The organism is Ferroplasma sp. (assembly GCF_031200575.1).
Lineage (GTDB): Archaea > Thermoplasmatota > Thermoplasmata > Thermoplasmatales > Thermoplasmataceae > Ferroplasma.
On record NZ_CP133597.1, the window covers coordinates 1,108,768 to 1,129,234 of the forward strand.

Below are 20,467 nucleotides of genomic sequence, written 5' to 3' on the forward strand. Positions count from 1 at the left end.
TCTGAAAATAAGCCCTAGAAGAAAATTCAAAAAATGGACCAGTATGAATATGTTTATTGTTTTAATGGAATGCCAGTAAATACACTGGAATCAAAATTCGGTTGTTCATTTTTGGAGTAATAATGTTTATCCCAAATAAGTAGAATTTAAGCCAGAGGTAAGTGCCAACTTATGAAGCTTTTCATCACCAGTATAAAACTCATTACATCCAACTTCAATGGCACTTACAATCTGCAAGGCATCAGCAACATAGATGTGGTGTTTTATTACAATATCCCAGCTACTTTCCAATAAACTTTCTGACAGTGTGATTATCCTTATCCTACTAATCTTCTTGAGCCTCGCAGTTTCATTCGAGAATCTGCCCATAACTTCATCTGACTGCTCACCTGTAATTCTTTTTTGTCTGCGCGCCCTGTCAAATACTCCAATAACCTCTCCAATATTCCAAATATTAAATGAAAGCAGAACGTTTCCGAGATAGGCCTCATTGTATTGTTCACGAATAAACTCTGAACCGGCTTCTAGCACATATCTCTTTATTATTGCACTGCTATCAAGATATGCGACTTTCTCTGTCATTCCTCATGCTCCTTACCAGGCCGGAAACTTTACCATTTGGTTTAATCGGGTCAAAATCCAGGTCTGATTTGCCATACTTTGAGTATTTCATTAAGGATTTATCTAAATTTAAATACAGTTCATTTTCTATAGCATCCCTTAGGATAGAGCTTATATCCTTACCACGCTGTAATGCCAGATTCTTGAGCTCCATCCAGATTTCGCTATCTATAGATATACTTGTTTTGACCTTCATATAAATATAAATGGTATATTGGTATATAATTATTTACCCATATACCAAAATTTTTGGCAATGAAAACCCTTAGAAATGCACATCTAATTGATATGGAAACGGTAAGAAAGGTACTCACCAACAACATCATAAATATTTAATATTACACATTACAAACTTATAGTCACCTGATTAAGGTGCAAGAAATTTAGTTCTTTGGCCATATTTTAAATAGAATTTAAAACTCTATAAAATGCATTATCATGATTTAAAATGGCTTTTGCATCTATTATAAATCCGTGTTTATATTTATCTCTTTAGAGTTGTTTTTACTTTAAACTGCCCGTAACCTGAATTTATACGCCTAAATTTTCATAAAGTACTACAACATCACGCTATAAGACCGATAAGTTGGCAAAACATACAATAAGATTTAATCGTAATATATATGATTTCAAAATGAGCCCACGATATTTGATTTATTTTGTTAATTTTTTTGCAGTTTTATTTTTTATGTATCTTTCTGAAAAATGTACAATGTTAGGGAGCAATGCCGCTAATACCATGACTCCTAATACAGTGTTTGCGTCTGATTCAGAAGTGTAATGTTTAAACATATAATAAATTGTAGCCATAACAAGGGCATACAGTAATACGACACCAGCAAATTTTAGAAATTTTGTTCTCCAGATAGTACCATCTCTCACAAATAAGTAGTTTGTAAAAATATTTAAATTTTACAGGCTAAAAAATATTTTTAACAAACTTGAGCAAAGTCTACATGGGAGAATTCATAATAGGCTTATTTGATGCCTATTTGCTATACCCTATTGAGTATTGATGCTTTTGTATGCAAATATCAAAATTTATATACGATTATAGGAAGATGTATACATATGAATAATGTTATAAGCGTGAGGAACAACAGTGATAATGTAACGAGATACAAAAAGCAATTATTGGTTATTCAAGGATGATACATACTCAGGAGATACATTTACTCCTAGATTATTTATTATATTATTTACTTACCTGATTGATACCCGTTAATATATGATTCTGCTATTACAGAGTTTAAAGCCTTTTCAACAGTTGAATACTTATCAAACACAGTGGTTGTGAATGAACCTGACCTCATATCAGGCTTGTCTAATGTTAGTTCACTATCCTTATTAGCTCTTACTCACATATTAATTGACTCTTTGTCTTTGTCATTTTGTTTACCTCATTATGATATTGCAAAGAGTCATTTTAAATTTACAGTAAATATATTACACTATCTATAAATATATTGCCAGTTTCTTGATCTGGTAATAATATGGTTATACTTGAGATAACATATAAAGATAAAATAATGATAAAAATAGAATTCCACCAGTTTACAGGATATACGATTAAAATGCTAATATTATAATCCCATATGTTTGCATGAACTTTAAATAATACGGGGTATTACTTAGTAATATGGGGTATTACTAATGCTATTTGACATAACACCAAAAGACAATATTAAAGATCTCTACGGGCGTGAACAGGAAACATTATTATTGAAAAGATGCGTGACCGAACCATTAACAGTAATATATGGAATCAGAAGAACCGGAAAAACAAGCCTATTAAAAAGCGTATTGAATTCTATTGATATGCCTTATATAATAATAGATATAAGGGAATTATTTGATGAATCCGGTGCAATCAGGGAAAATGAAATATCACTCAAAATATTAAATGAGTTAAGGAAGAGTATGGGTATTTCTCAAAAATTAAAATTCTTTATTACCGATATCCTATCCAAAATAAATGGCATTGAAATAAATCATTTTAAAATAGATATAGACACATCCAGAAAATATCAATTAAATAATATTCTTGAGATAATTAATGAAATTTCACAGAAAAATAATAGTATCTTTATCCTGGCTATAGATGAGGCTCAGTATCTGAAATACAGTGGAAAACGTTATAATAATATATTATCGTGGGCATATGACAGTTTAAAAAATATACATATAATCATCACCGGCAGTGAAATTGGAATTTTAGAGGATTTTATTGACATTGAAAATACAGAAAGCCCTTTATTCGGAAGAATGATAAATGAAATTAAAATTGGGCATTTTACTAATAATATGTCCTATAATTTTTTAAAGGCAGGTTTTCAGGAAGCTGAATTAAAAGTAAATGATAATGATATAAATTCGGCCATAGAGGTACTGGATGGAATTGCAGGATGGCTAACATACTATGGTCATAACCGCACCGTTAGGAAGTTGAATAACTATGATTCAATAAACAGTGTCATAGAATATAGCAGAAGATTAATTGACAGTGAGATAGATAAGTTAATAAATAATTCTAAGGACAGGTATATCGCAATCATGGAAGCAATTGCTGCAGGGCTGAACAGCTGGTCTACAATAAAGGCTTATGTCACCTCAAAAACAGGCTATATACCATCTACAATTTTGAATAACCATATAATTAAACTTCAGAAATATGGGTTTATTAGAAAATCAGAAAGCAAATATTATATTGAAGACCCATTAATTAAATTAAAGTTTAAGAACAAAAAATGACTTAAATATACACACTTCTGGACATTACTTAATATTATTCCAATTCTGAACTAAGGAATCGGCTACCAATAGCTAATAGAATACCGGACTGTGGGGTTAACAATATCCTTAATATATACCTTTGGGGTTATAGCAGGAATAAGCAGAATGTAAAGAAGTTGTTGAAATAACCTATATCTGAATAGATAATCCCATATTCCTAACTTTATGAAAAATTATATTTAGTCCTGTACATTATTTCCCCATGGATTATACTGATTCCAGAATAATTTTTAGATTGCTAAAGAATCCACGTGAAAGCCTGAGTAGCATAGCATCGGATCTGGACATAAGCGCTCAGGATATGAATTACCGGGTAAAAAAAATTAAAGAGGATGGCATTATTAAAAGGTACATGCTCCATGTTAATCCTGCCGTTTATGGAAAAAATTCCCTGTACCTGGCCTTTCAGAATGACAAAACCTACCCTGGATCGGTATCATCAATTATAAAATGCCTTGAAAAAATTGTAGTTTATGGCTTCTCAGGAACAGAGGATGAACTGCATCAGAGAAAAAAGGACATGGAGGATTCACTGGGAACCCCTGTGATGGAATACAGACCGAAAGCCTTTACCGGGAATTCTTTAGTAAGCCCCCTTGACCTGCAGATCATAAACGTATTGAGAAATGATCCCATGAAAAAATCCCCGGACATATCAAGAATCCTTGATGTTAAGTCATCTACTGTGGAGAAAAGGATAGACAGGCTCAGGGAGAACAAACTCATATCCATAATACCCAAGCTGGACCTTTCAAAAATCAACATTGTTATTTTAGGAATATTCACCACAAGGCCGGAAACAATAGAGAAGGAGCTGGACGAATCATTTTTTGTTGTAAATGACCGTGTTTCAGGCATATCCCTAAGCATAGAAAAGGACATCTATTCTGCAAATTCAATTATTCAAAAAATAAAGAAAATAGATAAAAATATTGAGACTATGGTTATATACGATTACGATTTCTTCGAATGAGGGAATAGAGCCGAAATCATCGCCGGAAAATAGACAGTTCTTATTATAAATGTGTCTATTAGCAGGGAGATTATGAACGCTATTCCCAGCTGCTCCAGAAAGGCCACAGGTATAAGGCTAAGCGATCCAAGGGATACTGCAAGTATAATGCCCAGGGCTGACACAACCTTTCCTGAGGAGGCAATTCCGTTCTTTATTGCTGCATCCCGTTCATTGGTGGCTGATTCCTCCCTTATCCTGGATATGATAAACACTGTATAATCGCTGCCCAGGGAGAATAATATTATAAACAGTATTATGGGAATCAGGTAGATTAATGCCTCATGCAGTACATATTTCGAGAGGAAATAGAGCAGCGCTGTTGTCCAGGATACACTGAAGAAAACACCTGTCAGTGATATTAATGGATACTTCCATGACCTGAATGATATCCCTATTATGACAGCTATTACCGTTGCTATTAATAATTCCAGTTCTCCATAAATGGCATTATTCTGTTTTTTCTCATCTATAACTGTGGATGTTATTCCCCCGACTATAAATTCTGAATTGCTTCTTATCTTTTTGACGAGGTTAATTGCATGATCGGTGTACGGTGAATAATCTGTATAGACAGTATAGTATGCATATTTGCTTCCAATGGAATACTGGCTGATATCTGTACTGTTCGTTACAGTTTTTCCATTTGCGTCAGGACCTATGACATCCCCAACTCCATTCAGTGATGTTAAATATTCAGCATCCCTATGAAGTGTACTGTTCACGTTATTCATGCCCTGAATATCTGTTATAACATATACTGGATAAAGTTCGCTGTCGCCAAAGCTGTTATCTATTGCATTTAATCCCTTTACGGCTTCAAGATTTTGTGGCAGCCCGGTGTTGAAGTTATATGTTGTTGGAACAGCAAAGAATGAGTATATGCCCAGGGACCCCAGAATCAGAACTACGGCTATAACCATAAATTTTCTTTTTACGGAAACATCTGCTATCCTGTAAAACCTCGATCTGGCACGTGTCTCAGGATTTATGGGCTTCATTCCGAGTTTCATGAATAATTTTTTGCCGAATAGGGATATAACCGCAGGTAGAAGTACTGTTTCTAATAAAATCGTAAATATCACTGCAAAGAATAGGGTTGTACCCCATGAGTGGAATCCCGGTATAAAGTAAAAGGTGAAAAGGCTGAAGGCTACAGTCAGGCCGCTTATAACTATGGATTTGCCTGATTTTCTTATGGCAGTTTGAAGTGATTCCTCACTGCCATGCCCCTGCCTGAGCTCGTCACGGTATCTTGATATTATAAATAGAAGGTAATCGGCTGAAATACCCAGAATCACGGCAGTTAGGGTATAATTAACTATATAGCTTACATGGTGGAATATTAATCCGGTAATATATTCTGAAACATAACCCAATAGAAGTGCTATACCCGAGAATATAAAAACCAGTATTGACGACTTCCATGAAAGGGCTGCAAATAATACCGCTATTGCAAGGAATATGAAAATAAGCCCGAATGCAAAACCTGCCTTTGCTGTCTCCTGGGAGGTTTCATATGCAATAGCACCGTTTCCTGTTGTAATGGCATTGCCAAAATCCTTCTTCGCCAGAGAGTTCACGGCTGGAAATGCAATTTCTGACGCAGTCTTTCCACTGCTAACATCCTTGCCAGCCCTTACACTGAATGAAAGGTATACCAGCGTTATATTTTTGGCAGAATATTCAGAGTAAATGAATGATGGCACGCCTGATGTGCCGTAATGGGTAACATAATATAATCCCGGATTATAGCCAGAATGAACAGATAATATCATGGCAGGTGTTATATTATAGCCGGTAGAATTAAGGTATTCTGATGCCTCTGTGGCATTCCCATTATAATGATCCAGGGTCTGGTTAATATACAGTCTATTACTGGAATTAATGCTTTTATCTATAAATGAAGCGTATGCACTGTAGACAGAATCTGAGGCAGAATAATTCCTTAAATGGAGTCCTGAAAGATTGCCCTGGAATGAAAGGACAGTGGTAGCAAATGTTGAGCTATTCAGGGCAGCAGGATTGTTTCCCTGTAACACTATAATCAGGCTTGAATTGTCAGGAATTTTTTTATCAAGAATCCCCTGTGCTATTTCTGACTCTGAATGGGACGGCGCATTTGATGATGTGGAATAGCTTATAAAGTGTGAATATCCTGTAAATGCAGGAAATAAGGCAATTATGACAATGGCCCACACAGCAATTACAAGTATTCTATGTTTTGTTATCTTACTGGATAAATCCATGGAAATTAATTTTAAATGGATTATTAAAAATATATAAAAATTTTTTTTATTCTTATGGAATATGCATTGTGAAGCCATATAATGCTTAGGAATCCCATGGCATTGCAGGGGAGGAACTTAGGCACTCCGGGAAACCCTGAATGTAATATATAAATTAGAATGAATCGAGTATTTTAATATATTTTTCACGTACCCCAGTATCCTCAAACTGCCTTAAGATCCTATCCCTAATATTAGAGGAGATCTTAATACCATTTTGGTTCATGAGATAAAGCAGTGACCCCACAGCAACCTGGTAGCCAAAAAAAACCTTCGGTTTAGTTAGTAGTTGCTTCTCAATCATTGATATATATACATCACCTGCCATGTAGGTTCCGCCTACCAGTGATATATTTTTAGAACCTATTTCCATCTGTGCTGATTTTATGGCATTTGATACATATGTTGCCGAGGTATGCAATATATTAATGGCATTTGCGTACCCTGATTCGGCTATACTTGAAACTCTTCTTGAGAATCCTGCAATAAGTGCTTTATTCTGGTTCTGTTCCAGATGCGGTATTAACTCGTGAAATTCCATATTGAAATATTCCTCTGCAGACCTCATGAGAACTCCATCGGGATATATTTTATCGTATTCCATTGTCCCTATGTTCAGCCCAGACTTTGCCATCCATGATGCCGAACCATCATCACCAATGAACCAGTTCCATCCGCCCTTCCTTTTTAACTCATTATTCTTCTGGTAAAATAAAACGCTGCCTGTTCCCCCTGCGAATACTATGCCATCTTCACCAAGATTGGCGAGGTAATATGCACCTACGCCGTCGTTTAGAACAGTGAAATCATCCCTGCCGGTAATATTCCTTACTATATTCCTACCAGTTTCAGTTAAGGATATGGAATCACCAACTCCTGCAATGCCAAATATGCCACCATAAATGTCCTCAAACCCGACTTCCGCCATTTCCAGTGATCCCATGCATGCCTTCTTTATATTATCTGATGCAATTTTCACCCCTGCGCTGGTAAGGTTTGAAGGACCTGAGATACCACTGCCCACAACTTTTTCAGAAACCAGGTCATAAGCTATGGAGGCAGTTTTTGTTGCGCCGCCATCAACAGCCAGAATATATCTTTTATCTGCCATTATAGCACCATCATTTTACGATCTTTTTCAATCTCTCAGGATGGTCAGGGTCCATCCCGGAACTAACAGTCTTCCAGTTTGCCATAAGCTGTATAACAGGCAGGTAAAGAAGCGAACTTAATGGACCACTTTCACCGGGTATTTTTATATCAGATTTTTCATTGGGCCCTATGGATATGATATTTTTAGTAATTTTAGAAATTTCATCATATACCCTCTTATATGTACCTGTATCCTGCTGCCCCATTATTATAACTGTATGGGTACTGGAAAGTATATGTATTGGACCATGGAGATATTCAGCAAGTGGATATGCCTCTGTGGGAATTCCAGCCGTTTCTTCAAATTTTAATGCACCTTCCTTTGCCACTGAATACAGGTACCCGTCCCCAAGAAATATAACCTTTGATAAAAGCCTTGAATAGAGGTTGTTTAAATTCTCCCCGATAGACAATATATTTTCTATATGGCTCGAAATTAAAGTTAGCTTATTTTTTATTGTATCAATACTTTCATTTTTAAAGACACGTTCAGAAAGAGCATAGAGTGCGGCTATCTGCGCTATATGGCTCTTGGTGGCTGCAAGGGATTTCTCCTCTCCTGCTGCCGTTATAAGCGAAATCCCACATTTCCTGTCAATATAGCTCCCCATAGTGTTTGTGACAGCCAGTGTATTAAATCCGCTGGAAATAGCAAGATCAGTAGCCCTTATTATATCAACATTATCTCCAGACTGGCTTATCATAATTGCCAGCACATTTCTATCCCATTTGGAGGCATAACAATAAAATTCAGATGCCCTGACGGCCATGGCCGGTTCTCCACATAATACAAGATGCTGGGCCATTATTCGCCCTGCATGATAGCTTGTGCCATTGCCAACCAGAAAGACAAAATCTGCCTTCTTCAATGCCTCGCCTGCTACGTTCAGGGATTTCTGGATAGAGTCCACAGTTTTTATTATAGACTCAGGCTCCTCCATAATTTCTTTATACATCTCTGTTTCTTTATAATTCCAGTTGTCCATATCTTCACCACCTATTTACTATCATCAACATCTCCTGTTTCAGCCATCATATATTCTACAGTACTGTTTCCCAGTTCACCTTTGATTTTTTTATAAATAGTATACACAATTATAGCTATTAGAATTAACACAGCAAGTACTACGAATGCCAGGTAGGGCTCAACCAGATCGCTTATTATGCCCAGGTAAAATGTGTATACAAACAGCACTCCGCCTGCTACAGGAATTATCAGGCCTGATACGTACCTCCTTGCCTTTGAAAATTTAAGCTCCTTATGCTTACCAAGAAATGTGAACAATCCGAATTCAGGAATAAAATGATGGAAGTACCACAGTATTGTGGAAGCAGTGCCACCAACATAAAAGCAGTCTGCTACAGTTGATGGCGTGTATCCATAGAAATATACCATTACCAGCCCTACAAGCATGACTGTTATACCCGCCAGCAATGAATCAAAGGCTGCTGCATTTGTTGGGGTGGATCTACTGCTATTCAGCCTGTTCAAGCGCTTGCTTTTAATGAATCCATCCCGTGTCATAGCCCACATCAAACGGGACTGTGATCCTGCACCACCGCCAAAAGCTATAAGGGCGACAACAAGTATGACCATATTAATGGCAAGAAGTGCTATTCTCGGGATATAATGTATCCATGTTACAAGCTCTGGAATTGATGCTGTGCCCACTACCGGGAGGTCGATCCTGTTTACAGCTGCTACCTCAGAATATGCTCCCAGGGCAATTATAAATGCAGATATTGTAAGTCCTATATAAACAGCCTTCCACATATTCTTTCTTGAATTTTCGCTTTCCTCTGCATAGAATAGGGCTCCTCCATAACCGGTGAACAGATAAAATCCAAGTACAGCTGTTGCCAGGGCAATTCCACCAAATCCTCCATAGCTATGTACAGGATTGAGATAATAGGTTGAATTATATGGCGTTTTTATAATTACATATGCTATAAACCCGATAACGGCTACCAGGGTAATTAGTATAGAATATAGAACAATTCTGCTGAGGTATTTTGCCCTCTGTACGGACATAACATATGTAACAGCTATTGTAAGGAAAGATAATAAAAACCACGTCCATTCGGGGAGCAATATTCCATAAAGTATGTAAATTGTATCTATGGCCAGCCAGGAAATAAAAAATGCGTTGGCTGTTTGCCAGAAATTGTAGAATGAATAATTAGCCAGTGATGTAAACTTCCCAGCTGTTTTCCCAAAACCCAGCTCCGCGAGACCATAATAGCCACCGGCAAAGGGTGCTATTCTTGTATACTCCAGTATGGGAAATGATACAAGTACAAACAATACATATCCAAGTATAATCGGCCATATAGCCGCTGGGCCAGTATCTCCAATAAAGGATGCTATTTCTATTGGTCCTATTATGGCTAAAACACCTGCCAGTGTAAAACCAAGGAGACCATAAAAGCTTACAGAATTTTTTTTGAGGCCGCTGCCTGATGAACTTTCCATGCTGGTTGATAATTCCATGTTCTAAAGATTTTTTGGTTACAGAAAAAATCTGAAACACTTCTGATATTATTAGGGAAAAATAAAATTGTACTTTATGGTTATGGCTCGTTTAAATTTATACACATCTAAAGAGATATATATAACGAATAATTTATATAAATATATAAGGGAGGCAATCTAAATGCCTGGAAGAATATAGACCGGTGAGGAGAAGTACAGTATTATAATGTAGTCATTTCAGAATCCTGATATTACCATAGCAGAGATATGCAGGAACCATGGAATAGCTGTATCAATGTTCTATAAATGGAAGGAACAGTTCCTGGAATGGATAATAAAGGGATTGAAGTAAAAAAAGCATGTTATTATTGAGTAATCAACAGGATCACATACTATTACAGGAAGAAGCTTGAAAGCATTGAAGATAATAGACATTCAGCAAGGATTGACAGCAGCATTATTAGTAAAATAATAGATCTATGCAAGGAAAGAGTAACCTATGGCTATAACAGGATATACATTATTAAGGAATTCTGGCATAAATATAGCTAAGAAGACTGTGTATAAGATAATGAAAAATAATGATCTAACCTTGCCAGTGCATAACCATAAGAATAGAAAGGAAAGTAAACTGTTAAGATCTGATAAGCCTGAAATGCTCATAGAAACAGATATAACATATATACCTACAAACAATGGAATGGCATATTTAATGTGCATAAAGGATGTATTCTCCAGGGAATGGTATGGCTATAATTATAATACATCATGCACTTCTAGGGATGCTATCAATGCCATGGATGATTCTATTATACGGAAGTTCAATGGTATAATACCAGATAATATTACATTAAGAACAGATAATGGTCTACAGTATATCTCTAGGGAATTCAATAATTATTTGAAAACAATGGGAATTAACCATGAATACATAGAAAGGGAAACACCTGAGGAGAATGGAGATATTGAATCATTCCATAATTCAATAAAGACAGATTATATCTGGAACAATGAAATCAATAATTTCAATGATGGCAAAATAATAAAGAATGCATTCCATGATTATAACAGTATAATTATTCAAAATAATAATTTTTACAATGTTTTTAAAATCTAGGGGCTGAACTCCTTTCCAAAGAGTTTCCTTGATATGATTAATTTCTGAATATCCGGTGTACCATCCCCAAGTAGGAATCCTCTGGAAATCCTGAATTTTCTTTCAAGTGATGATGTTTTTGAGTATCCTGCTGCACCTAGGGTTTGAAGAGCATCACTGACTGCATTGAACGCAACCTCACAGCCATAGCCTTTAACGGCTGCACTTTCTATACTGTTATCCATCCCATAATTTTCCATGGCAAGTGCTTTATAAGCGATGGCTCTGATAGATTCTATCTTTGCCTTATCTTCTGCCAGCCTGAATGATACAGCCTCAAATTTAGAGATTGGCTCATTGAATGCTCGCCTCATCTTTGCATATTCAATAGCCTCATCCAGAGCGCTTTCTGCTATTCCTATGGCATATAAACCTACATGGACCCTCTGTATGCTCAGAATATCCATTAACAGTTTAAATCCTTTATTTTCCTCTCCTACAAGGTAATCATCAGGAACTTCAATATTGGTCATCCTGATGCCACCAAATTCTCCCTTGAACATATATGCCATATTTTCAATCTCATAGGGTTCTATGCCTTTCATGGTACGGTCCACCATAATAATGCTTATACCACCATCCGTTTTGGCTGAAACCATGAAAACATCAGAAATCCCGGGATTGCTTACAAAAGCTTTTTCTCCAGACAGGATATAACTATTTCCGGATCTATGTGCCTCTGTTGTTATATGATATACGTCCGAACCATGGCCTGGCTCTGTATACGCCCCGCATATAATAGAATCTCCTGCAAGATATCTTTTAATATATTCTTCCCTTACAATTTCATTATTAATATATGGCAGCAACTTGGAAAAGTGTATTGACAGGAATGCAGGCAGGGGGAATTCGTATTTTCCCATTTCCTCTGAAAGAATTCCGAGCATAACATCATCAACCTTTTCATTTTCATTCAGTGAAATAGTTGAGGGTAGAAGCATCTCAGACAGATCTTTCATAATCTTCCGGGGGAAAATTCTTTTCTCTAAATACTGCTGATAGTATGGAACATAGTTCTTTTCACAGTACTCATCAAAGCTATTCTTTATAAGCTGTTCTTCATCATTGAGTTTTCCAGTAAGATCCATTTTATTTCCCTCTCCATTTTACTTTTTCCTTGTTCAGAAAAGCCTTCTGCCCGTTTTTAAAATCATCACTTCCGGCATTTATGACCAGATAACTGCCCGCAAGCCTCTCTAAAGTTCTGAAATTAGCCTTATATTCGTTTATCAATTTCTTTGTATTTCGTATAGACATGGGTGCATTCTTTCTGATCTTCTCTGTAAATTCGTATATCATAAATGGTAGCTGTTCACCAGGAACCACCTGATCCACTATGCCCAGATCACATGCCTTATCTGCACTGACCCATTCAGAGGTTAAGAGATACCTGAATAATTTTCTGCCGGTAATGGAAATGCCATAGGAGGATGCTACCGGCGGAAGTGCCCCGATTAACCCTTCAGGGACTGAAAATATCGATCTGTCACTGGCAATTACAATATCAAATAACATATTTAGCTCGCACCCGCCTCCAAAAGCAATACCGTCTACTATGGAAATCACCGGCTTAACTGATCCGGTTATGGCATCGATCAGGGGATTTGCATAACGGTCCAGCCATAATGAGGCATCTACCGGGTTGTTCCACCTGCTCATCATTGCTATATCATCACCTGCTGAAAAGGCCCTGCCAGATCCTGTAATTACTATAGATATTATATTATCATCACTATTTCCTTTCTCCAGTGCAAGCCTTAATCCTTCCCACATCTCTTCATTGAATGCGTTGAGTGCTTCTGGCCGGTTCATGAGAATATACGCATACCGGTCCACCGAATAATATTTTACAGGCCCGAAATCAATCTTCTCATTACTGTACCTATAAAACCCCTCACCAGTTGAAGTGCCCAGAAGATTCTTGTCAACCATCTCCATGATCTTTCTATTGATTATGTATAATGGGAGTGAGTATCTTTCGTGGTTTTTATGGAGGTTTTCAACTATATTATCTATTCCGATGCTATCTGCAATGGAGAATATGCCCTTTGCAGAGCCATATTCTAGGGTAAAGAATCCGTCCAGGTCTTCAGGTTCTATGTACTCAAGCAGATCAGATGCACCATTAATAACAGGGGAAATTAAATCATAGGGATTTACCTTATATATATCATCCTGTGGAATGAGAGTTGCTTCATTCCTAGAGATTCTGGACCTGGCAGGCGCTGATTTACCAGACCTATTTTCCCTGTACATATCTTCAAATACATCAGGGATTTTTGACTCAGAGGATTTATACATATCATATATCCTGTCAAGCCCATATTTATCCATAGTCTGGAAGATTCCATGATTGAAACCGAACCTGAATTTTAGCACACCATCAATGTTTGCTTTATCAATTCCATTTTTAAAACACTGTAGGGCAGAATTTATGAATAGAATCTGGAATCTATCCAGTACACCTAATTGTGATCCTTTTTTAAGTAAAACTGGATTATGCCCTGAATCTCTGAGGAAATCAGTAATTTCGTTTATCCCATTATGATCAATATCTTTTCCCGGCAAAAGTTCAACAAATGGTTCTAGTGTGAGTTCCGGGGAATGCATAATATTACACCTGGATAAATTGATATCCCTTAAGTCTGCATAGAAGTTATTAAAATTTTCAGGGATAATACAGAGAATGCCGTTAAATGAATGATTCAATTCAATGGATATATTCTTGGGCAAATTACTTCCTGAATTTATGAACAGGAAAATTATTCTCATTGAAATTATATCTTTTATATTTTCTGTGTAGTTTATCTGGTTTAATGTGGTGTCATGTTCCATTCCACCAGGTACTGGATCTTCAGTATCTTTGTAATAATAAACGAGCACCTTACTTTGAGATTTAATCAATTTTCGCAAAAATTCGTTGTTTCTTGTCTCCTCATGCAAAATAATTCCAATCTTATTATCCATAATATTATTAATTCAACATTTCCAGTCTAATATATTTTTCCACCGGTACATAAAACATAATTTAGGGCAAAAATAACCTTATAAATCACACCACCTTATTATTGAATTATTTTCAGTGCCGTTAGTACAATGATTTTATGCCTGTAAGAAAAATATAAAAGCTAATCAGGTATATAATCCAGTATGAATGGCAATAATTCAAATGTCTATATTATAGATGCAAAAAGAACCCCAATAGGCAAAAGAAACGGTGCACTGAAGGATATCCATCCTGTTGATCTGCTTGGAAACCTGGTCAGTGAAGTTCTTGATTCCAATTCAATAAATCCTGAAAATGTAGATGAATTTATTACAGGATGTGTTAGCCAGACAGGAAATCAGGGCGGAAATATAGCAAGAAATGCGTGGTTATCTGCCGGATTGCCAGAATCGGTGCCAGGCGTTTCTATTGACAGGCAGTGTGGTTCAAGCCTGCAGGCAGTGGAATTTGTAAGAAATGGAATAATCTCTGGAGATTACGATCTTGCCATAGCCAGTGGTGTTGAATCTATGACCAGGGTTCCAATGCTCAGTACCATAGAGAAAGAGAACCCAATTACAGAAAACCTGAGGAGGAGGTATAATTTAGGGGATGAGTGGTTCAGCCAGGCATACGGGGCAGAACTCATAGCAAAAAAATTCAGCATATCAAGGAAGGATATGGATTTAATGAGTTATGAGAGCCATCTCAGGGCATCCCGGGCAAAAGATCTATTCAGGAAAGAAATGATACCTGTAAAATATAACGGTAATACCGTTCTTGATTACGATCAGGGTGTTAGGGAAAAGCCTGATCTTGAGAAGATGAATGAACTCCCTCCGGCATTTACTAATTTGAAAATGGTTACGGCAGGAAATGCCAGCCAGATATCTGATGGTGCAAGTGCGGGAATTTTTGCATCAGAAAGCGCTGTGGAAAGATATAATTTGAAGCCAAGGGCAGTGATAAAGAATGTTGCAGCAGTTGGTGTTGATCCTGTAACAATGCTCACCGGCCCAATCCCTGTCACACAGAAAGTGCTGAAGAGAACAGGCTTGACAATGGAGGATATTGATGTTTTCGAGGTCAATGAAGCCTTTGCATCCGTTGTTCTTGCATGGGAAAAGGAATTGAAGGTAGATCATGATAGGGTAAATATAAATGGAGGTGCAGTAGCCCTCGGCCACCCCCTGGGTGCAACCGGGACGAGAATAATATCAACAATACTCAATATAATGGAAAATAGAAAGTATAAATATGGATTGATAGCCATATGCGAGGGCGGTGGAATGGCCAACGGTGCAATTATAGAGAGAATAGAATAATTTCCCTCCCGAAGGAATTGAAAAATTATAAGTACCTGAATACTTTCATTCACTTACATTCATATAATTTTTGACAATCATCCAGAAACCCGGATCAACGTTTGTTTTTTTCTCCTAAATCATAGGATACTTCATTTTCTTTATCGGGGATTATCTTACACGCATTGTATGTAACGGACAGTTATTATGGTATTTACGTTACAATGGCAGCCTTCAGCATATTCCTGGTTTCCGCACTGATATCCTAGGTTATTTTCGGAAACAGTGCCGCAAGGGAACTATATTCTTTGGCCAGGGATGGCATACTTCCTAAGGTATTTACCAGAATCCACAAAAAGTATAAAAGCCCCCATGTGGCTGTTATTGCAGTATTCATTGTTGCACTTGTTGGAATAACATTTGGGTTGATTCCACTGGTATATTACTATGGAGAAAATCATGGACTATTGTATTTACTCGTAATAAATTCAATTATAGGTTCAGTGTTCACACTAACCTACCATATAATTGTAAACGAAACACTTCAGGTATTCATGCATTATCTCAAGCAGCTCAATCCCATAACACACATTCTGGCACCCACCACTGCTTCAGCTATTATCGGCATTGCAATATATTATTCCCTGATAGATCTTGCATGGCCGCTCTCTGTTGCATACATATTCCTGCCAGGACTGGTTATTCTTGCAATTGTAATAACGTATTATATGAGGCATAATAATGTAAAAATGGATACAATAGAGGAAGAAAATACTAAGCGTGCAAAAAGGCGTGAGAAGAATGATTTATAATTTATAATAAATTATTTTCTATGTAATACTTTACCAGGCTATCAACAACAACATAGTTATTTTCATATTTTTTAATCAAACCTTTGTTTATCAGCGATTGCACAACCCGGTATTTATTTGAAATCGAAATTTCAGATAGGCGTGTATTTTGTGATAGTTCTTTCATCATTGCAGTTTCATTCTTTGTCAGGCCAGCTAGTTCTCTATTTATAATATTTCTATAGGTGGGGTCTTTCAAAAATGAGTCAATACTGCATTTATCGGTAAGGTCTATTCCGGCGAGGTTGAGCCATGCCGGTATACCTGAGGTTATTTGATACACATTTTCCAGTATTTCTCTGTCGCAATTTATACCCTCTGATTTTAATCCTGTTGTCAGAAAATCTATTGACTGTACATAACTGAAAGCACCGATTTCTATCGTCCTAAAAAATGCGTAAAAAGGTTCATTTTTATCATTTAGCATTTCATCAAGAATACCGATTTCCGATCCTGAAATTATATAATTCACGAGTTTATGCTGATTAAATTTGGATCTCATTACTCTCAGTATATCTGGAAATGGTTCTTTCAAGACCCTTATGTACTGAAATTCATCGATCATTACTATTATTCTAAGCCTGAGATCCTCAGCTAATTTTTCAGGCATATCTAATACAGTTTCAATGATTTCAGATGTTTTTAGTCTATGATCAAGATAATCACTATACCTTTTAAATAATATTTCAAAATTATCAACTTTGAGACCGATCTGCTCTATACTTCCTAAAAATAGGTTTATTCTTCTTTTAATTTCCTCTTTATAGTATTTGATTTTATATTTTTTTGAAAGTGAATCCATCATAGACATTAACAACCTGTCAGAATATTCTTTTATACTGGATATTCCCTCCACATTGAATTTTATTACAATCATGTCCTGTTTTTCCAGAATCGTTTTGGCAGCATTCAGTATAGATGATTTTCCCATCCTTCTATAACCTATAATAGCAAGGGGCTGCCTTATATTGCAGGATTTGATTATTGAATTTATTTCATCTTTACGATCGTAAATTTCATCTGTATCAAGTTCTCTACCAAATATGAATTTCATCGGTACCGATACCGTATCGGTAGCGATAATATATAACTTATTGTAATGGTGGAAATAAAACAGTTGCTACCTATATTATACATACTATATTGTTCAGCCATCTTCAGGATTTATAATATGATTGATATTCACTTCATAAATAGATTTAATGTAAATACCACAAATCATGCAAATTGCTTACATAATGCTTGTCTTTCCGGTTTTCTAGTGAAACATATGGGGCAGCAGGGGGTTGTCCATGGGCAACACTCATACACATATTATCAAGTTCTTTTGGAGAGTCTATAAATTCCCTTACCCAACCCTGTAAAAATAAATTTGAAGGATCAAATTTACTCTCTTTATAGTATGCATACTCCTGTTCAACCAGCAAAAATTGATGTAATACTCCAATTGTTATAATATCATTAAGATAGAATTTAAAATTTTCATTCTGTAGTTCCTTTAGTGCATTAGATGGATCTGAGCCATAATATATGGAGTCAAATGCCATCAGCATATCTTCTTTCAGATCCGGCCTGCTCCTTGCCCGCAAATTGAGATCAATTAAAACTCTGAGATGATTTGGTCTGAATTTCTCTGTTTGAGTCTTAAGCCATATCTGAAAATTTTTTGATAGGTCATAACTACTAAATTTTCGGGATAACTTGGAAGGCCTGTATATTATTATATCTATATCTTTTGTAGAATACACCGTATATTCTTTATCGAATTCAAGTTTTTTCACAAGCGAGAAGGCTGCGTTGTAATCCATATTCTGTCATTCAAAAGGGATTTTGAAACTTGTTATATAATATGGATAAATAGGTATTTATATGTACTATTATTTACAAATCATGCGAAGGACTCAGAAAATAACTATAACACTGGATATAGATACGCTGAAACAATTCAAAGAAATTTGCAAAAAGGAGGATATCAAGGTCTCTACCAAGATAAACTCCCTGATCAGGAACTGGCTTAGCAGGAGAGGATACTGATGGAATTGCAGGCCATGCATAAAATCACACAGAGTGATTATTATAATTTTTTGGAATTAAATAAAGAAATTATAATAGAGGACCAACATATTACAATAGGTGGAAAATACATTATCACACAACTCCAGCCCGACAATTTTGAACTGGAGATTGAAAATATCTGGAGTTTTCCAGAACGGGGAAAATGGGCTACACATTATTTGAATGCAAAATACCGTGGAAATTATGCACCGCAGGTTCCACGAAATATAATACTTAGATATTCTATGGAAAATGATACAATTCTTGATCCTTTTATAGGTTCTGGCACAACTCTGATAGAATCAAAACTCCTCAAAAGACATGGAATCGGAATTGATATAAATAAAGGTTCGACTATGATAACAATGGACCGGCTCAATTTTAACTCTGGGGAGGATTCCTTTCCAGAACAGGAAGTTTATACCGGCGATGCCAGAAACCTTAACAAAATTCCTGATGACTCTATAGACCTTGTAGTTACACATCCCCCATATGCAAATATTATAGCATATTCAAAAAATGATAAGATAGAGGGAGACCTATCCAGAATTACTGATATAAATGAATATTACAAACAGATGAGGACTGTAGCTGCTGAAATATTCCGGGTTGTAAAGGGCGGGAAATACTGTGCCATACTTTTCGGGGATTCCAGGAAATATAAACACCAGATTCCCCTGTCTTTCAGACTTATGGACATTTTTTTAGAACAGGGTTTCATTCTGAAAGAAGATGTTATAAAGTTCCAGCATAATACAAAAACCAGGCAGTACTGGAAAAAAGCATCTGTAGAAAAGAATTTCCTGCTTCTTGCCTATGAACATTTATTCATATTCAGAAAGCCAGAGGGCAAAGCAACCGGCATTTACAAATACAGCATGAAAGCCTAATAATTGGTAATTATTAATTCTTTTGCACCAGTTCTGCCAGTTCCCACAGAATTTATATATCTTTTCGCATCAACTACTTCTATATTGAAATCATTATAAAGTTCTTTTATTTCCTCTGAATATGAATTACTTAACATAACCTTTACGCTGGAAGCCGTAAGACTCTGGAATACCTTAAATAAGCGTAACTGTTCGTTAAAATTAAAACCCTGGTAAGTATAGCCAGTAAACGACGATGTTTTGTTTAAGGGTTGATAAGGCGGGTCGAAATAAACAAAATCATTTTTATGTGCACCTTTAACACAGCTTTCAAAATCTAAATTTTCAATTTCTATATTTTGAAGCATTGAACTGAAGCCATATAAGTTTTCTTTGTCAAGCATATTTACAGTTTTATATCTTCCATATGGCACATTAAATTTCCCTGAAGAATTTACTCTCCAGAGTCCATTATAGCAGTGCTTGTTTAAATATAAAAATAAAATTGACCTCTGCAGGGAAAATTCTATATTCCCTAAAATTTCATTGAATTGTGCCCTATTTGAGTAATAGGTACCAGCATCATTATTCAGTTGAATCTTATTCATAGCATTAATAAATACGTCCGGACAATCCTTTATTACCCTGTAAAAATTTATTAATTCTGTATTTAAATCAGAAACTATAGCATTATTTATACGTCCATGGTTATACAGATTAACAAGGAAGGACGCACCGCCCAAAAATGGTTCAAAATATTTTCCGAAATGCTCTGGAATTCTCTTATATAATGCCTCATTTAACTGCCTTTTTCCACCTGCCCATTTTAACAGTGGTTTTATATTTTCACGTTGCAGCGAGCCCTCTTTAAGCATTAATATAATATTGTTAGTCAACTATTAAATTT

The 20,467-nt window shown here is 36.1% G+C and carries 20 protein-coding genes and 1 pseudogene; 8 read left to right on the forward strand and 13 right to left on the reverse strand.

The features are described 5' to 3' along the window. Positions 1–126 precede the first annotated feature (126 nt). The 4 genes and pseudogenes from RE471_RS06085 to RE471_RS09950 all read right to left on the reverse strand — a co-directional run. Positions 127–582 carry a type II toxin-antitoxin system VapC family toxin gene (locus RE471_RS06085; protein WP_309213923.1) on the reverse strand — a complete coding sequence of 152 codons (456 nt, stop codon included), beginning with the start codon at positions 580–582 and terminating at the stop codon, positions 127–129. Further along, the gene (locus RE471_RS06090; RefSeq protein WP_309213924.1) at positions 557–817 is read right to left on the reverse strand and encodes a ribbon-helix-helix protein, CopG family; all 261 of its coding nucleotides are present in this window, start codon (positions 815–817) and stop codon (positions 557–559) included. The genes RE471_RS06085 and RE471_RS06090 overlap by 26 nt, the downstream gene beginning before the upstream one ends. Before the next feature lie 458 nt (positions 818–1,275). Next, positions 1,276–1,503 (reverse strand): hypothetical protein, encoded by a 228-nt coding sequence (locus RE471_RS06095; RefSeq protein WP_309213925.1) that lies wholly within the window; start codon positions 1,501–1,503, stop codon positions 1,276–1,278. Between the two features lie 317 nt (positions 1,504–1,820). Further along, positions 1,821–1,949 (reverse strand): annotated as a pseudogene (locus RE471_RS09950) (transposase); the annotation flags it as partial. Between the two features lie 325 nt (positions 1,950–2,274). On the opposite strand from RE471_RS09950, the gene RE471_RS06100 reads away from it, so the two are divergent. Next, on the forward strand, positions 2,275–3,372 hold the full coding sequence (locus RE471_RS06100) for an ATP-binding protein (RefSeq protein ID WP_309213926.1): 1,098 nt from the start codon (positions 2,275–2,277) through the stop codon (positions 3,370–3,372). Positions 3,373–3,616: 244 nt separating this feature from the next. Next, positions 3,617–4,387, forward strand: coding sequence for a winged helix-turn-helix transcriptional regulator (locus tag RE471_RS06105; RefSeq protein ID WP_309213927.1), 771 nt, complete (start codon positions 3,617–3,619; stop codon positions 4,385–4,387). On the opposite strand, the gene RE471_RS06110 is transcribed toward RE471_RS06105, so the two are convergent. The 4 genes from RE471_RS06110 to RE471_RS06125 form a co-directional block, all read right to left on the reverse strand. Continuing rightward, on the reverse strand, positions 4,369–6,675 hold the full coding sequence (locus RE471_RS06110; protein ID WP_309213928.1) for an MMPL family transporter: 2,307 nt from the start codon (positions 6,673–6,675) through the stop codon (positions 4,369–4,371). The two genes, RE471_RS06105 and RE471_RS06110, sit on opposite strands and share 19 nt — an antisense overlap. A 154-nt stretch (positions 6,676–6,829) precedes the next feature. Further along, positions 6,830–7,825, reverse strand: a complete 996-nt coding sequence (locus tag RE471_RS06115) for a BadF/BadG/BcrA/BcrD ATPase family protein (protein ID WP_309213929.1) — start codon at positions 7,823–7,825, stop codon at positions 6,830–6,832. A gap of 10 nt (positions 7,826–7,835) precedes the next feature. Next, positions 7,836–8,852 (reverse strand): SIS domain-containing protein, encoded by a 1,017-nt coding sequence (locus tag RE471_RS06120; protein ID WP_309213930.1) that lies wholly within the window; start codon positions 8,850–8,852, stop codon positions 7,836–7,838. Between the two features lie 11 nt (positions 8,853–8,863). Then, entirely contained in the window at positions 8,864–10,339 is a 1,476-nt protein-coding gene (locus RE471_RS06125; protein WP_309213931.1) for an APC family permease, read from the reverse strand. Between the two features lie 250 nt (positions 10,340–10,589). On the opposite strand from RE471_RS06125, the gene RE471_RS09955 reads away from it, so the two are divergent. Continuing rightward, a complete protein-coding gene (locus tag RE471_RS09955; RefSeq protein ID WP_375379270.1) occupies positions 10,590–10,691 on the forward strand; it encodes a transposase in 102 nt (33 codons plus the stop codon). Positions 10,692–10,838: 147 nt separating this feature from the next. After that, entirely contained in the window at positions 10,839–11,456 is a 618-nt protein-coding gene (locus RE471_RS06130; RefSeq protein ID WP_309213932.1) for a DDE-type integrase/transposase/recombinase, read from the forward strand. Here the strand turns inward: RE471_RS06130 and RE471_RS06135 are convergent. Both RE471_RS06135 and RE471_RS06140 read right to left on the reverse strand, forming a co-directional pair. Continuing rightward, the gene (locus RE471_RS06135) at positions 11,453–12,583 is read right to left on the reverse strand and encodes an acyl-CoA dehydrogenase (protein ID WP_309213933.1); all 1,131 of its coding nucleotides are present in this window, start codon (positions 12,581–12,583) and stop codon (positions 11,453–11,455) included. The genes RE471_RS06130 and RE471_RS06135 overlap by 4 nt on opposite strands. 1 nt (position 12,584) lies before the next feature. Beyond that, complete coding sequence (locus RE471_RS06140; RefSeq protein WP_309213934.1) at positions 12,585–14,462, reverse strand: enoyl-CoA hydratase-related protein; 1,878 nt, start codon at positions 14,460–14,462, stop codon at positions 12,585–12,587. 183 nt (positions 14,463–14,645) lie between these two features. Between RE471_RS06140 and RE471_RS06145 the strand changes: the two genes are divergently transcribed. Both RE471_RS06145 and RE471_RS06150 read left to right on the forward strand, forming a co-directional pair. Continuing rightward, the gene (locus RE471_RS06145; protein WP_309213935.1) at positions 14,646–15,806 is read left to right on the forward strand and encodes a thiolase family protein; all 1,161 of its coding nucleotides are present in this window, start codon (positions 14,646–14,648) and stop codon (positions 15,804–15,806) included. A 251-nt stretch (positions 15,807–16,057) separates the two neighbouring features. After that, positions 16,058–16,597 (forward strand): hypothetical protein, encoded by a 540-nt coding sequence (locus RE471_RS06150; protein WP_309215744.1) that lies wholly within the window; start codon positions 16,058–16,060, stop codon positions 16,595–16,597. 1 nt (position 16,598) lies between these two features. Here the strand turns inward: RE471_RS06150 and RE471_RS06155 are convergent, their stop codons facing one another. Both RE471_RS06155 and RE471_RS06160 read right to left on the reverse strand, forming a co-directional pair. Then, a complete protein-coding gene (locus tag RE471_RS06155) occupies positions 16,599–17,690 on the reverse strand; it encodes an ATP-binding protein (protein ID WP_309213936.1) in 1,092 nt (363 codons plus the stop codon). A 145-nt stretch (positions 17,691–17,835) separates the two neighbouring features. Continuing rightward, on the reverse strand, positions 17,836–18,444 hold the full coding sequence (locus tag RE471_RS06160) for a hypothetical protein (protein WP_309213937.1): 609 nt from the start codon (positions 18,442–18,444) through the stop codon (positions 17,836–17,838). A gap of 82 nt (positions 18,445–18,526) precedes the next feature. Between RE471_RS06160 and RE471_RS06165 the strand changes: the two genes are divergently transcribed. Next, positions 18,527–18,670, forward strand: a complete 144-nt coding sequence (locus RE471_RS06165; protein ID WP_309213938.1) for a hypothetical protein — start codon at positions 18,527–18,529, stop codon at positions 18,668–18,670. Next, the gene (locus RE471_RS06170) at positions 18,670–19,581 is read left to right on the forward strand and encodes a DNA methyltransferase (protein ID WP_309213939.1); all 912 of its coding nucleotides are present in this window, start codon (positions 18,670–18,672) and stop codon (positions 19,579–19,581) included. The genes RE471_RS06165 and RE471_RS06170 overlap by 1 nt, the downstream gene beginning before the upstream one ends. On the opposite strand, the gene RE471_RS06175 is transcribed toward RE471_RS06170, so the two are convergent. Then, entirely contained in the window at positions 19,578–20,435 is an 858-nt protein-coding gene (locus RE471_RS06175; RefSeq protein ID WP_309213940.1) for a DNA adenine methylase, read from the reverse strand. The genes RE471_RS06170 and RE471_RS06175 overlap by 4 nt on opposite strands. Positions 20,436–20,467 lie beyond the last annotated feature (32 nt).